This is a genomic window from Pleionea litopenaei (assembly GCF_031198435.1).
GTDB lineage: Bacteria > Pseudomonadota > Gammaproteobacteria > Enterobacterales > Kangiellaceae > Pleionea > Pleionea litopenaei.
Genome location: NZ_CP133548.1, coordinates 144,491 through 159,152, shown reverse-complemented (window position 1 = coordinate 159,152; position 14,662 = coordinate 144,491). Strand labels below are relative to the sequence as shown.

Here is a 14,662-nt window from a genome sequence, read left to right as displayed (position 1 = left end):
ACAACCTCAGACACAATCATGGCTGGTACTCCTTTTTGGGCACCTAGCCATCTGTTCCCCAACCCACCTATGTCTGGGCGAATTTATTTTGTTTCGCGGCATCGCAACAGAATTAACACTGGTTATACCACGGAATTCGTTGTCAATTTATAACAATTTAGATTAGTTGTCACACTTTTATAACAGATATTACTTAACGAGATTCTCAAACACAACTTCTTTAGCTGGGCTACGCATATTGTATTGAGAAGACATAACAAAACCATAAGCACCCGCATTCGCAATCAGCATAACATCGCCCTCATGAGACACCGGTAGCAACCGTTCGAGACCTAATTTGTCACCCGTTTCGCAAATCGGCCCGACCACGGTGTAACGCTCTACCGCTGGAGATTTAAGGCGGGTTAAGTTCACTATCGGATGATAGGCACCATACAACGCCGGGCGAATTAATGAATTCATCCCAGTTTCGACCCCTAAATATCGAGCCCCAGATTTCCCCTTTAGCTGAGTTACCCGAGCGAGCAGCACGCCGCTCTCGGCACTGATAAATCTTCCTGGCTCCAACCACAGCTCAATTCCACCCAATCGCTCCTTCAATTTCACTAACGAAGCATCGACCGCTGCAAGATCTAACGCCTGTTGTTGAGGTTTTTCAACAATACCCAGGCCGCCACCCAAATCAAGAAATTTTATGGTTGGAAAATGCTGCGCAAGTTCTTGCAAGACGCGACCATTTTCTAACCAATTTTCTGAAGACAATATGCCACTGCCGACATGGCAATGTAGGCCAACAACCTTTATTTGATATTGCTCAAACAAATCTTTCGCGCCTAACACATCGCTAACCGGTATGCCGAACTTGGCCTCATTACCAGCGGTCTTTACATGTTGATGATGTCCACGCCCAGTCCCTGTATCGATTCGAAGAATAAGTGATTGCTGATCGAAAATTTCTCCCCATTGCTGCAATGGATACAAATTATCGAGCGTTAAATTGACACCCAAACGCAAAGCCTCTTCGTACTCTTCTCGAGGTGCAAAGTTGGGAGTGAACAAAATTCGTTGTGGATTGATGCTTGGAAACAGGTTTAATATATGACGAACTTCTTCGATCGACACACATTCAAAACCCAGTTGCTTTTCTTCTACCGCACTGAGTAACGCAGCGTTACTGTTTGCTTTCATCGCATAAAAAAACCGGTCAATCGACTTTAAACTGAGTAGTCGGTCTAATTGCTCATTCACTTTTTGCATCGAATAAACGTAACAAGGGCCATGCTCAGACGCAATTTGCTCTAATGCTCCTACTTTATCGAACCACCAGCTGCGACGCGCAAACTCTTCTTCACCACTATCATGTTGACCGAACAGCTCAGCCCAAGTCACGCCCAATTGCTGGCTCTCTCGGCGTGATGAAATCAAGTTATCGTGCAATTGTTTCACCAACTGCGGCGCTTCATTTTGATCGATAACAAATGTAAAGTTTAAATTATTGGCAGCCTGAGTCAGCATATGCACAGAACGATTTTTAAAAGCCTCGAACGCTTGACTGAGCTGACTAAGCAACATTCGAATAGAGCGCCCAACAATGCTCACTGCGGAACAATTTTCGAGAACGGTAACACGACAAATAGCGCCGAGTTCAGCCGCTAAACTGGCAATTCGCTCTTGCGAAATTCCTTGAGTTAAGTTGTCTAAGGTTACCGTGACATTGGTTTCAGAAGTTGATACTTGATCAATGGACAAACCATGTTTAGCAAATACATTAAATGCATCGGCCAAGAACCCTGGACGTTGCCACATATCGGAAGTTTCCATAGCAATCAGCAACACTCCTTCGCGCACTGAAATTGCTTTAACTTGCGGTTCAGCTTGCAACATATTGCAAATCAAAGAGCCGCCTTTATCGATGTCAAAAGCGGAACCGACAAATACTGGAATCCCGGCATTTCTGGCCGGGCGTAAACAACGTGGGTGCAAAACCTTTGCTCCCGTCGAGGCAATTTCTTGCGCTTCTCGATAGTCTAATTGCGTCAGCTGGCGCGCTTCTGGTAGTACTCTTGGGTTTCCTGAAAACATACCAGGCACATCGGTCCAAATCTCTAGACGATCGGCAGAAAGCATTGCCGCAAAATACGCAGCGGATGTATCCGAGCCTCCACGACCCAATACGACCGTCTCACCGCAGTGATTGGATGCAATAAACCCTTGTGTTACTAACACGTCGCCATGCTTAACTAACGCTTTGGCAGATTGTTCAGATGCTTCAATATGACACTCTGCATTTAAATAACGATCAGCAACAGAACGTTGATCTTGTTGCTCAGAAACGAGCCACTCACGAGCATCAATTAAGGCGACATTCAGAGCGAGACGTTGTTCTAACCACGCTTGAATAATCACTGAGCTAAACTGCTCTCCCATCGCCATCACTTGCGCTTGAGTCGCAAAGAAACTGGATAACTTTTCAACCAAAAGCTTTTGGTGAAGATCTTTCAAAGAAATAATTTTTTCTTCAACGATTTGATTGATACTAACCGGTAAAGCCAATTCTTTTACCAATTTATTATGTTGCTCAATCACCTCATGACATAGCTGTTCAATATTAACAGCTTCTGGAGATTGAGTGATCTGCTCAAGCTTGTTTGAGACACCACTCAATGCAGAAACCACTACCATCACTTTTTTATTAGCCTGATGATGCCGTTGCACGATGGTGGCAAGGTTTTCAAGCGATAAAATTGAACTAACACTGGTTCCGCCAAACTTTGCGACAACCCAGTTTCCATTTGAAGTCATTATTGACACCTTTCGGTTATAAACTGCATTACTTGACTGCGATCATTCGTGGTCGCAAATTTTTTCGGCGAAGACTGAATGATGGCTTTTAACTCCGGAGTAAATGTTTGAAGCTGCCCGGTCACCTCTTCGACTAGTTCTGCAAATTTTAGTGGATGAGCGGTAGACAAACAAATAACATTGGTTTCTGACGACTGTGAACGAGCGTATATTCCAACCGCCGTATGCGGATCGACAACGTAACCTAAATCAGCCATCTCTCGCATCGTCGCAGCCGTTTGCTGATCACTGACCGAGTAAACCTCGAAGAGCTGATTAAACTGCTCTAATATATCCGGTTCAACCGAAAAATGCCCCTGTTGATTAAGCTGTTGCATTTTTGCCGCAATGTACGAAGAATCGCGGCCGCTGAGCTCAAAAAGTAAACGCTCAAAATTTGATGCCAGCTGAATATCCATCGCCGGACTCAAGGTTAAATGGGATTGCTGAGGTTGATAAATACCCGTTTCAGCAAAACGAGCGATTAAGTCATTTTCATTGCACGCTACGATTAACTTACCTACCGCGAAACCCATTTTTTTAGCATAAAATCCGGCCAGTACATCACCAAAGTTTCCAGTCGGGACCGAAAATGATACGGGTTGCGACCCACTTTTAAGGCAAGCATAAGCATAGTAAGTCATTTGCGCCATAACACGGCACCAGTTTATGGAATTAACCGCCGTCAATGACATGCGAGAGCGAAAAGACTGGTCAGCAAACAAACTCTTTACAATGTCTTGGGCGTCATCGAAACTCCCCGCTAGCTCCATAGGAAAAATATTATCGCCAATTGAACGAGTCATTTGTGCTTCTTGCAACGTTGAAACTCGACCTCGAGGATAAAGCATAAAGACTTTGCACTGCTCAACGCCACTAAGCGCATTGATCGCCGCTCCCCCAGTGTCTCCGGAGGTTGCTCCTAATACAACCAGTTGTTGACCACGATGATCTAATAATTCACCAAGAACCCGCCCTAAAAACTGCAATGCAATATCTTTGAAGGCGAGCGTTGGTCCATGAAATAATTCAAGTATTCTATACTCATTGATATCAACCAGCTTAACCACATCGGCAATATTGAACGATTGATAAGCTTGCTCAACCAATGAGCGAATTGACACTTCGGAAAAGTCAGACTGCATAAATGGCTGGAAAATTCGCGTCGCCAGATCTATATATTCACAGTCAGATGGCCAGTTTGCAGACAAAGTAGGGAGCTGCTCAGGTACCAGTAGTCCTCCGTCTGGTGCTAATCCTTGCAGGACGGCATCCGAAAAAGAGAGCTTTAATGAGGTATTTCGAGTACTGTAATAGTTCATAAGTAAAATTTTATGCTGCTTTGCGTCTATTTTGTTATTTTCTCTTGAGAAAACAAAAACTTTTTGGTTATATGTACATAGGTTTGTCCGGTTTTCACGGCTGGTCAATTAGGTCGTCATCAGAGTATCCGAGTTACAAAACATAAGAGTGGACGAGCACGGAAGCCACCAATGTATCAGGAAGACAAAACATAGCTCTTAGTGAGTTGTACATAAAGATATAATTATAGGTTGCACTAGGGGGATTGCGTGTTCAAACAAAGTCTTATTACCTCAAATCAATTGCTCAGCACCGCACTTACGGTCTGTTTGGCACTCATGAGCTTTTCCGCTCAGTCCGCACAAACCGTATCGCTGCAAGATGGGAGCCAGCTCGAGCTTAAAGGTATAGGTAAAGCTACAGAATTCCGAACAGAGATTTATATCGGCATCCTGTATGCCCCTGTTGGTTTAGACTCCATCGAACTAATAAAAGAATTCAATACACCAAAGCGACTAACGGTACGCTACTTGGCTGATAACTATTCATACCGAAAAGTTAGTCGTCACTTCAAAGAGCGTATCGCTTTGAACAACCCTCGTGAAGTATGGCAACCGATGACGCCAGAGATAGTGACCTTCTCGCGAATTTTTAAAGAAAACTTTATCGTCGGTGATGAGATAAAAATCGACTTTATTCCCGGCAAAGGTACCTTGATCTTTCTGAACGATGTGTTGTTCGAAACGATTGAAAATCCAGCATTCATCAACCTCATCATTAACGCTTGGACCGGATCAGTACCGCCATCAAAGTCGTTTAAAGATGGTATCACGGGCTCACTCAGCGACAGTGAAGAGCAAACCTTAATCGCTGAGTTTAATGCGATGACACCAGTGGCCGGGCGATTTAAACTCGAAGCGACCGAGCAAGTAGCCACCGCACCTCCAGTGAAGGAGCAACCAAAGCCACAGCCAAAACCAGAAGTGAAAAAAGAGGTTACTAAAAAAGCCGAGCCAGAAAAGAAAGAAACCACTCCGCCGAAAAAGCAAGTGGCTGAAACGAAACAACCACCGAAAAAAACCACGCCTGAGCCGGTAAAAATTCCAGTTAAAGAAGTTGTAGAGAAGCCAAAGCCAAAACCTCAACCCGTTGAAGAAGACTTCATCGACGAAGATTTGATTCGCGGTTCTTACACGCGAGATCTGATTGATGCGGTTCGAGCCAATCTAGAGTACCCAAGAAAAGCCTATAAAGATGGTGACGAAGGTGACGCACTTGCGGTTGTGACAATTAATGCAGCCGGTGAAGTTGAAGACATTCGCCTAGAAGAGCGCACTGGATCTCGAGAACTTGATAAAGCCGTCGTTAAAATGATTCGACGCACAGCGCCTTTCCCGAACGTACCAAAGGAGCTCAAAGTCGAAACCTTTACCTTCGAGGTTCCTGTCAGTTTTGAGTTGTAATGCCATCGACACAAGGCTATCGATAAAAGACTGTACTTAAGATGTCAAAGTCATGAAGACAAAAAAGAGCGCTTACAGCGCTCTTTTTTTTGAAGTTAAACGGATAAATACTCAATTCTAGGTTTAAGGCGATTTAACTTTTTAACCGATCCACAAGATTAAACATCTACCCAATCGCAGCCTTCAGCTTGATTGGCTATCAAAAAATTCTTGGTGAACCCGATATTTTTGACTAATTCGTCAACCAAAGCAGGACAATTATTTTCTTCACTTAAATGCAATGCCACGACGGTTTCAAGATTTGTAATCGCATCGCTGAGCAATACATCTAATGACTGATCATTACACAAATGCCCATGCTGGCCCCCTACTCTTTGTTGAAGGCTGTACGGATAGCTACTATTCCTTAACCGCTCTCGGCAATGATTAAACTCCAACATTAAGGTGGTCGACGGAGACAATACTTCGAGCATATGTTGAGTAAAATGCCCAGTATCAGTAACCAAACCTAGGTGACGCTGCTGATGAGAAAACAAAAACTGCACTGGCTCGCGAGCATCGTGAGGTACGGTAAATGGGAATACCTGAATTGAGCCAATATTCAATGGTGACTCAGCGGTTAAAATTCTTGCATCTTCGATTTTTTCACAATGTCGATGCAATGCAGTGCCACGCGTTAACCAAACGGGAATGCCAAAGCGTCGAGACAATCGCGCTACGCCCGAACTGTGATCACCGTGCTCATGAGTCACTAAAATTGCGTCAATTTGATCTGGGGTAATGCCTTTTGTCTCGAGCCGTTTTTGAGTATCTTTTAACCCAAAACCACAGTCGACCAAAAGACAAGTATCTGAAGACTGAACCAGGGTAGCATTGCCTTTACTACCCGAGCCCAAGGACGAACATCTAAACACCCGTTACCCTACTGAATTAGCGTCGCTTTGTTCTAGTTTGACGACCAAAGGCTTCCGCTAAATGCGGAAAAATTTGCGCCATGACTCCGTCAGACAAGGGTTCACCATCAGGGTTAATAAAGGAAATTGTCACTGGCGCTTGTTTCTGCACCACAACTTGATAAGGTCCTTTGGGTAACTGAAGAACAACGCCCTCATCATCGCCCACGAGCGACGCAAAAAAACCGGGTTCATTAGCTTCAAATTCGAAAAAGTAAGTAGCACGGCTTACGTCTTTATCATTCAATGTAAAACCAAAAGGCGCTAATACTTCAGGCACCTTCAGCCATGCAATATCAAATTTAGTGTCTGCGACCAAAGCGGCATTACTATCGCTATTGCGACCAAGCGTTACCGTAAACCCTTGATTGAGTTGCTGTAATTTCCTTGCATTATCTAGCCGTTCTAGATAATCAATATACCCAATAAACTCATTGAGAAACGCGCGCGCTCCACGATCCGTAGGCGTCAATGTTTGCCATTTATCTTCATCGTAAGGTTGCTTTTGTAATGCGATCTCTTCGACAAGAACCGCGACTTCTCCTGGCTGCTCACCAGAGGCAAAAGACACTCGATACTGACTTCGCACAAACCTTGGCAAGTCAGTGCCAAACACAGACCGCCACCAAGCTTCATTATCTTGAACCTGCCAATCAGTGGTCGCCGACCGCTCAGACGATTGATAACTCAATTCTTTGTGCTCAAGAAATTCTTGCAAAGATTTTTCTGCATGAGCAAAGTTAGTCATCCAAAAAATACTAGGAACCGCAGAACTGCGATTTAAGCGCATTCCTTGGCCTACTGACAAAATCTGCAACGGAGGTAATTCTGGCGTCTCTACTTGTCTAACGCCAGAAGCGACGTTAGGAACGACGTACTGATTTTGAATTTTATCGGTGCTGTAGCCTTCCGGCACTTTTAACGGTTGCGTTTGCTTTGCTTTTTTATAATCGTTTGTTGAGTCATGAACCAGGCCATTTTCACTATACAACCAGCTACATCCCGATAGAAATGCACTCGAGGAAAGTGCGATGATTGTTAAATATTTCATTCGTTGTCTCCTGCAGCAATCAGACCCAGCTGACGCATAGACGTTTCAAGGGGTTGCGAGCTCACGGTTAGCTCAGTTAAGGGCAACCTCAATGTTGATCCTATTTTTGTCATTCTAGCCAATGCCCACTTTACCGGGACCGGATTGGCTTCAATAAATAAATCTTGGTGCAACGGGGCAATCTGAGTTTCGATCTTATCTGCGTGTTCTGTATCGCCAGCATTCACAGCGCGACATCGCTCAGCCATCAATTCGGGCACAATATTTGATGTTACGGATATTACACCATGTCCACCCATTTTTATAAAATCATGGGCCGTTGCGTCATCGCCACTTAGTAAACTGAATTGACCATCAACTAGACTCAAAAGTTCCTTGAATCGCTCTAAATCGCCGGTCGCATCTTTGATCCCTGAAATATTCGGATGTTTCGCCAATTCAGCCACCGATCGATTACTCAGATCGACTGCGGTCCTTCCAGGAACATTATACAAATACACTGGGTACTTAGCCGCCGCAGCAACGGCTTGGTAATGAGCAATCATCCCCTGCTGGCTTGGCTTTACATAATACGGGGTAACGGTCAAAAAGCCATCGAGAGGAAGTGCATTTAATCTTTCAGTCAGAGCAACCGTTTTAGCGGTATCAATGCCGCCATTACCCACAATAATCGCCATGCTGCTCTGGGCTTCTTCAGCCGCTGCGGTAACTAACGATTCGATTTCTTCAACCGTAAGACTCGCTGACTCTCCCGTTGTGCCAGCAACGACAATACCATCAGTTCCAGACTGGCGATGCCAACCAACCAATTTGCGAAAGGCGTCAAAGTCGACCGCGCCACTTTCGGTAAATGGGGTTACAATGGCTACTATGCTTCCAGTCAGCATTTCAATATCTCGTCTGGTGGTAAATGGCTAAAACAAGGTGCGATATGTTACTCATGCCCGCGGACAAGTACAAGCGCTATAAAAGAGAGCGATAAATTTAAGGAATACCCTGCGAGTTAATCGAGTAACAACTCAGCAAACAATGGCATGGGTTGTATCTCATTTGTCTGTTTTTTAAACAATTATTTTAACGCCTGCTGACAAATGAGATGTAAACCATTAAACTGCCGCGCATCTCAAAATCAGGATTAAATGATGAGTGCACAATTAATCGTCTCAGCAATCGCTCCAAATCGACCAGGCATGACCAATGATATTGTTCAATTGGTACAAAGCTTTGGCGCAACCATTTCAGAAAGTCACATGACGGTTATGAGTAAAGAGTTTGCCGTGATAATGGAAGTGACCGGTCCATGGAACGCACTGACTAAGCTTGAGCACCAACTTCCGGTGAAAGCTCAACAACTTGGTATGTTAACTATGATCAAGCGATCCGACAAACCTATCAATCAACCTAAAATGACGCCTTACCGCGTCACCTTTTCGAACATTTCTGACCGCACCATCATTAAAAACATAACCGAATTCTTTGCTCAAAATACCATCAACATCGAAGAACTCAATTGCCGAACATTACTCTCACCACAAAGCGACCAATATTCTGGTGAAGTAAAACTAACGGTTTCTTTGAGTGATGAACAATCACCCGATGACATTAGATTAAAATTCGAACAGTTTTGTTCGGAACAAAATCTGCAAGCAGAAATAACATTACTAAAAAACTGTTAATCACTCCTTGCAAGCTCTTTTAGAATGGCGTAGATTTTAATGAACAGTCTGAAAAAACTAAAATCTATGCGGAGGCCAAGCATTGGCAAATGCACCGTTAATTGGCAAAAAAGCCCCAAACTTCAAACGCCCAGCAACGGGTGAACAAACTCTCTCCTTAAAAGACTTCAAAGGTAAAAAGCTAGTCATTTACTTTTACCCAAAAGACGCAACTCCCGGTTGCACAACCGAAGGTCAAGACTTTAAAGCAGCCTACAAGAAGTTTCAGAAACACAACTGCGACATTCTTGGTGTCTCTCGAGACTCCATAAAGTCACACGAACGATTCAAAGAAAAACAAGGGTTTCCTTTCGATTTGTTATCTGACGAAGATGAGTCCATGTGCCAAAGTTTCGACGTGATTAAGCTAAAGAAACTCTATGGTCGAGAGTATATGGGAATCGAAAGAAGCACTTTTGTGATTGATGAATCCGGTAAGCTCGTACATGAATGGCGAAAAGTAAAAGTCAAAAATCATGTCGACGAAGTGCTTGAAGTCGTTGCTTCCTTATAAGAGCAATTAACTTTCAGCGCTTGCTACCCAGTTACTTTCGTTTAGTTAAAGGGGCACCGCTATGGCAAGACGCAAGTTCAAAGGCAAAAGAATTTTTGTACTTGATACGAATGTACTCATGCATGATCCCAGTGCATTGTTCCGCTTCGCCGAACACGACATCTACCTTCCCATGGTCGTGTTAGAAGAACTCGACAACGGCAAGAAGGGAGTTTCAGAAGTTGCCCGAAATGTTCGCCAAGTGAGTCGCTATTTAGACGAAATAATGAACGGTGCAACCGCCGAAGAAATAGAGCAAGGTATCCCTCTTAGTGATACACCTTACGCCAACGATGAAAAGACTCGTCAAGGACGAATCTTCTTTCAAATGCGCGAACATGCCGACTCATTGCCGACATCGTTACCGGGAACCAAAGTCGATAACACGATTTTAAATATTGCTCTACGACTTACCGACCGCTATCCGGAGCGTCAAGTCACTTTAGTTTCTAAAGATATCAATCTTCGTATTAAAGCAAAAATCATCGGCGTTCACACCGAGGACTATTTCAACGACAAAGTGCTCGATGAAATAGAAAACCTATTTACTGGAACTCAGGAGTTACCTGATGACTTTTGGGAAACCCACAGTCGTGAAATGGACTCTTGGTTAGAAGAAGGACGTACTTTTTATAAAGTCAGTGGCCCACTCGTTCAAAAGTGGGCACCCAATATGTTCCTTTACACGACTAACGGCGATGGCTTTGAAGCCATCGTTAGAACCATTGAAAATGAAGAAGCGACCATCGAACTAGCCCGTGACTTTCGACAACAAAACCATAATGTTTGGGGCATTACCGCTCGCAATAGAGAGCAAAGTTATGCTTTAAATTTACTCATGGATCCTGACGTCGACTTTGTTTCATTACAAGGCCCTGCTGGTACAGGAAAAACCTTACTCGCGCTGGCCGCGGCACTGGAACAAACCATAGAACAAAAGCTGTATAAAGAAGTCGTCGTTACCCGAGTAACGATTTCCGTTGGTGAAGACATTGGCTTTTTACCCGGAACTGAAGAAGAGAAAATGACGCCTTGGATGGGTGCATTAATGGACAACTTAGAAGTGCTTGCGCCTGGCTCAGCGGAAGACGACTGGAGCCAGCAGGCGACCCAAGACATTTTACGAAAGTGGTTAAAAGTTCGCTCACTTAACTTTATGCGTGGCCGGACCTTTTTAAACAAGATAGTGATCATCGATGAGGCTCAAAATTTAACCTCTAAACAAATGAAAACCTTAATTACTCGAGCCGGACCAGGAACCAAAGTCATCTGCTTGGGGAATGTGGCGCAAATAGATACGCCCTACTTAACGGATACCAGTTCAGGTTTGACCTACGTGGTGGATCGTTTTAAAAAGTGGGAACACTCAGGCCACATTACACTGCAACGAGGCGAGCGCTCTCGATTAGCCGACTTCGCATCGGATGAACTGTAGTCTACTCATAAAAGAGAAGACGTTAACAACGAAGAGTTAAACCTTGGGACGTGCTAAGCAGGGTGTTAATAAACTAAGTGCATCTATAAAAAAGCGCATCAACAATAAAACGCACCAATAAAAAAGAGTCTAGGACAAACATCCTTGACTCTTTTTTATACTTCATCTTAAAGGTTTAAACTTACTTTTTACCATCCGTTTCTTTCGTTCAAATCTCGATAATTAAGACTTGATAATTAAATCTTAGCTCCGTCGTAAGAAAGCTTTGATTGTGATGGTTGGTTAAGACTCTGCAATAATTTCGCTTTCGTCATCATCGTTCGTTTTAACTTCATCCCAAGCACTGATCACCGCTTTCACCAGTGTGGCCAATGGAATGGCAAAGAATACTCCCCAGAATCCCCAAACCCCACCAAAGAAGAGCACGGCAATAATAATGGCGACGGGATGTAAATTCACCGCCTCAGAAAATAAGAAGGGAACGAGCGCATTACCATCAAGAGCTTGAATGACTCCGTAACCAAACAATAACCAGAAAAACTGACTCTCAAATCCCCATTGAAAATAGCCTACTAGCGCTACCGGTATGGTGACAACTGCCGCTCCGATATAAGGAATTAATACTGAAAATCCTACCAGCACACCAAGCAGCAACGAATAGCGAAGACCTATAAAACTGAAAAACACAAAACTACAAGCGCCAACGATAAAAATCTCCAACACTTTTCCACGTATATAATTGCCGATTTGAGCATTCACCTCTACCCATACTCGATTGGCTAGATAGCGTTCAGCGGGCAACCAACGCAGAAACCACTGAATAATTTGGTGCTTATCTTTCAGAAAGAAAAACAACATCAAAGGCACAAGAATAGCGTAAACCAGTAAAGCAGCGGCATTTAACAAAGAACTTAAAGAAAGCGATACAACGAGTTGTCCAAAGCTCCCCATTTTCTCACCTAACGAGTGATAAAGTTCATTCACTTGTTGTGCACTAATAAAATTAGGGTATTGCTCAGGTAAAGCGTCTAATGTCGTTTTCACTTTATTCATCATATTAGGCGCATCGACCACAAGCGTTTCGAGTTGTTGCCAAATCAGCGGAATAACACCCAAAGTGAGCAACAAAGTAACCGTGACAAAGCCACTGAAAACCATCACCACTCCCCACCTTCGCGGAATGCCTTTGCGACTTAACAAATGAACAATCCAATCTAAAAGGTAAGCCAATACAATAGCGACAAACACAGGCGCTAAAATATCGGACAAGGTGTAAATCAGTAAAAAGCCGCCCAACAGAATCATCAACAGAACGACCGCCTGTGGATCTGAGAAGTTGCGCTTAAACCATCGAATAAACAGTTTGGTCATAGTGGATGTATGCCGTTAGTTGCTAGTGAATGGATAATCACATCGATTTTGAATTTCAACAATATAAAACTGCTCTTTTGCTACGTTGTTAATTACTTCAATGCTGCCTTTTTGAGCAAGCTTTTGAATATCACTCAGAAAAGAGGGATCACTCGCCCAGACTTCAAGTTTGCTACCAGCCGGTAGCTTAGATAACTGCTGCTTTACCTTGACCAATAGCCATGGACAGGTTAACTCTCGACAGTCGCTGAGCACGTTGCTACACCTTATTCAGTTCTCATTACGTTTACAACATGGTAATGTAAACCATTGTAAACTCTCCCTAGCGATTTAAAAAGCTATGGTTTAATAGCAAAACGTGAGGTATTTCTGAGTTTAGTCAATTAGGGAACTTTCTTTTGCGTTTCGATTCCAATCATTATCAAAACAGTATGAGCAATTTTATGTCATTGTCTTTGCGAGCTCTGAGAAATCTGGCTGTATCCGCCATCGCGGCATCAGGCATAGTCTTCGCCGCCAACCCATCACTTCCAGAGCTTGGAAGCAGTACCTCGAGAATTTTATCAGTTACCCAAGAACAGGCCATTGGTGATGAATACATTTTGGGGATTCGCCGTTATCTGCCTTTGGTGCATGATCCTCTCGCCGTTGATTACATCAATCATCTTGGTTTTAAGTTGGTCGAGCAAAACCCAGACGCTCAAGATCGTCGCTTCTATTTTTTCATCATTCAAGATCCCACGCTCAATGCTTTTGCGTTACCGGGCGGTTACATTGGCACTCACTCAGGGTTAATTTCGGCGGCTGACTCCGAAAGTGAATTAGCCGCGGTTTTAGGACATGAAATCGCTCACGTTACACAACGGCATTTAGCCCGTCGTATGGAACGAATGCAACAACTGAGCTTCCCCGCGCTTGCGTCATTCATCGGCGGTATATTGGTGGCGAGTCAAAACCCTGAAGCTGGCATAGGTATGATGGCAACCGCCAATGCAGGCCTTCAACAAGCGATTATTAATCATACCCGAGAAAATGAAAAAGAAGCCGATCGCATCGGAATATTAGCGATGAGTCGAGCGGGATTTGATCCTGCCGCGGTGGCTGGTTTCTTTGAGAAAATGCAACAAGCGACTCGCTATTTAAGACAACCACCAGAATTTTTGCGAACTCACCCAGTTAACCAAACTCGAATTTCAGACGCGCGAGCTCGAGCCCGCTCGATGCCTGAGCCAGCCAATGTAGACTCGCTCGAATTTCAACTCATTAAAACCAGACTGTCGGTGAATGAAGACAAAAAAGCAAACTCTCATTACAAAGAGCTGCAGGCCCTTTATCAAGATAACCAGTTGAACGATGAACTACAGCACTATCGATTGGCCATGTTGAGTCTAAAAGTTCAAAACAATGCGTTAGCGATCGATATACTGAAACAACTTTACTTTCAAAGACAACGCAACCTCATTTATTTGGTCAGTTTAGCTGAGGCTTATTTAGCGGCGAATCAGCCAGCTAAAGGATTGCCGTTTTTAGAGAGTGAGTTAAAAACTACCCCGACCAGTTACCCGTTAATTATGACCTACGCCAAATTATTGATGGCTGACGAACAACCACAAAAGGCACGAGTTTTACTGCTCGAACACGCCTATGAAGATGCTCAAGAACCGCAAATGTTTAAACTCCTGAGTGAAGCGCAGAGCCTGTCAGGTCATCTAAATGAGGTACACGAGTCGCAAGGACAGTACTTGTACGCCACCGGTGACTTACAAGGAGCACTAGCGCAGTTCGAAATTGCCTTAGGCCGTTCAACGGAAGATCCTTACGCAACGACCCGAATCCGGGCAAAAATAGACCAGATTAACCAAATCTTGAGACAGCGACGAAACCGACATTAGCGATTAAGAAGTGTCGAGATTTTTAGTACATTCTGTCGCAGAATAACTTGATCATATTGGTCTGACCAGTTATGTTAAGAAAAAGC

Annotated in this window: 12 protein-coding genes; 5 read left to right on the top strand and 7 right to left on the bottom strand. The window is 43.8% G+C overall.

Features of this window, described 5'->3' with window-relative positions:
- Positions 1-189: 189 nt before the first annotated feature.
- The gene (locus Q9312_RS00625; protein ID WP_309202592.1) at positions 190-2,802 is read right to left on the bottom strand and encodes a bifunctional aspartate kinase/diaminopimelate decarboxylase; all 2,613 of its coding nucleotides are present in this window, start codon (positions 2,800-2,802) and stop codon (positions 190-192) included.
- Positions 2,802-4,163 (bottom strand): threonine synthase, encoded by a 1,362-nt coding sequence (thrC, locus tag Q9312_RS00620; RefSeq protein WP_309202591.1) that lies wholly within the window; start codon positions 4,161-4,163, stop codon positions 2,802-2,804. The genes Q9312_RS00625 and thrC overlap by 1 nt, the downstream gene beginning before the upstream one ends.
- Positions 4,164-4,412: 249 nt before the next feature.
- On the opposite strand from thrC, the gene Q9312_RS00615 reads away from it, so the two are divergent.
- Positions 4,413-5,606, top strand: coding sequence for a TonB family protein (locus tag Q9312_RS00615; RefSeq protein WP_309202590.1), 1,194 nt, complete (start codon positions 4,413-4,415; stop codon positions 5,604-5,606).
- Positions 5,607-5,764: 158 nt separating this feature from the next.
- Here Q9312_RS00615 and Q9312_RS00610 read toward each other — a convergent pair whose 3' ends face one another.
- From Q9312_RS00610 to dapA, 3 genes are read right to left on the bottom strand one after another with little or no spacing between them, the layout of a single operon-like run.
- Positions 5,765-6,520 carry an MBL fold metallo-hydrolase gene (locus Q9312_RS00610; RefSeq protein ID WP_309202589.1) on the bottom strand — a complete coding sequence of 252 codons (756 nt, stop codon included), beginning with the start codon at positions 6,518-6,520 and terminating at the stop codon, positions 5,765-5,767.
- Positions 6,521-6,536: 16 nt separating this feature from the next.
- On the bottom strand, positions 6,537-7,610 hold the full coding sequence (bamC, locus tag Q9312_RS00605; protein WP_309202588.1) for an NlpB/DapX family lipoprotein: 1,074 nt from the start codon (positions 7,608-7,610) through the stop codon (positions 6,537-6,539).
- Positions 7,607-8,497, bottom strand: coding sequence for a 4-hydroxy-tetrahydrodipicolinate synthase (gene dapA, locus Q9312_RS00600; protein WP_309202587.1), 891 nt, complete (start codon positions 8,495-8,497; stop codon positions 7,607-7,609). The genes bamC and dapA overlap by 4 nt, the downstream gene beginning before the upstream one ends.
- A 252-nt stretch (positions 8,498-8,749) precedes the next feature.
- On the opposite strand from dapA, the gene Q9312_RS00595 reads away from it, so the two are divergent.
- The 3 genes from Q9312_RS00595 to Q9312_RS00585 all read left to right on the top strand — a co-directional run bounded on the left by Q9312_RS00595 (position 8,750) and on the right by Q9312_RS00585 (position 11,313).
- Positions 8,750-9,286: a glycine cleavage system transcriptional repressor gene (locus tag Q9312_RS00595; RefSeq protein WP_309202586.1), complete on the top strand. Its 537-nt coding sequence runs from the start codon at positions 8,750-8,752 to the stop codon at positions 9,284-9,286.
- An 82-nt stretch (positions 9,287-9,368) separates the two neighbouring features.
- Complete coding sequence (gene bcp, locus Q9312_RS00590; RefSeq protein WP_309202585.1) at positions 9,369-9,839, top strand: thioredoxin-dependent thiol peroxidase; 471 nt, start codon at positions 9,369-9,371, stop codon at positions 9,837-9,839.
- A gap of 61 nt (positions 9,840-9,900) precedes the next feature.
- Positions 9,901-11,313, top strand: coding sequence for a PhoH family protein (locus tag Q9312_RS00585; protein ID WP_309202584.1), 1,413 nt, complete (start codon positions 9,901-9,903; stop codon positions 11,311-11,313).
- A 282-nt stretch (positions 11,314-11,595) separates the two neighbouring features.
- Here Q9312_RS00585 and Q9312_RS00580 read toward each other — a convergent pair whose 3' ends face one another.
- Both Q9312_RS00580 and Q9312_RS00575 read right to left on the bottom strand, forming a co-directional pair.
- Positions 11,596-12,684 carry an AI-2E family transporter gene (locus Q9312_RS00580; RefSeq protein WP_309202583.1) on the bottom strand — a complete coding sequence of 363 codons (1,089 nt, stop codon included), beginning with the start codon at positions 12,682-12,684 and terminating at the stop codon, positions 11,596-11,598.
- A 15-nt stretch (positions 12,685-12,699) separates the two neighbouring features.
- Positions 12,700-12,939: a sulfurtransferase TusA family protein gene (locus tag Q9312_RS00575; protein WP_309202582.1), complete on the bottom strand. Its 240-nt coding sequence runs from the start codon at positions 12,937-12,939 to the stop codon at positions 12,700-12,702.
- 188 nt (positions 12,940-13,127) lie between these two features.
- Between Q9312_RS00575 and Q9312_RS00570 the strand changes: the two genes are divergently transcribed.
- Positions 13,128-14,576, top strand: a complete 1,449-nt coding sequence (locus tag Q9312_RS00570) for a M48 family metalloprotease (protein WP_309202581.1) — start codon at positions 13,128-13,130, stop codon at positions 14,574-14,576.
- Positions 14,577-14,662 lie beyond the last annotated feature (86 nt).

Bases quoted from the DNA above. Each gene is read 5' to 3' on its own strand.
- Q9312_RS00625 (WP_309202592.1), bottom strand. From the start codon at position 2,802: ATGACTTCAAATGGAAACTGGGTTGTCGCAAAGTTTGGCGGAACCAGT.
- thrC (WP_309202591.1), bottom strand. From the start codon at position 4,163: ATGAACTATTACAGTACTCGAAATACCTCATTAAAGCTCTCTTTTTCG.
- bamC (WP_309202588.1), bottom strand. From the start codon at position 7,610: ATGAAATATTTAACAATCATCGCACTTTCCTCGAGTGCATTTCTATCG.
- dapA (WP_309202587.1), bottom strand. From the start codon at position 8,497: ATGCTGACTGGAAGCATAGTAGCCATTGTAACCCCATTTACCGAAAGT.
- Q9312_RS00595 (WP_309202586.1), top strand. From the start codon at position 8,750: ATGATGAGTGCACAATTAATCGTCTCAGCAATCGCTCCAAATCGACCA.
- Q9312_RS00585 (WP_309202584.1), top strand. From the start codon at position 9,901: ATGGCAAGACGCAAGTTCAAAGGCAAAAGAATTTTTGTACTTGATACG.
- Q9312_RS00580 (WP_309202583.1), bottom strand. From the start codon at position 12,684: ATGACCAAACTGTTTATTCGATGGTTTAAGCGCAACTTCTCAGATCCA.
- Q9312_RS00570 (WP_309202581.1), top strand. From the start codon at position 13,128: ATGTCATTGTCTTTGCGAGCTCTGAGAAATCTGGCTGTATCCGCCATC.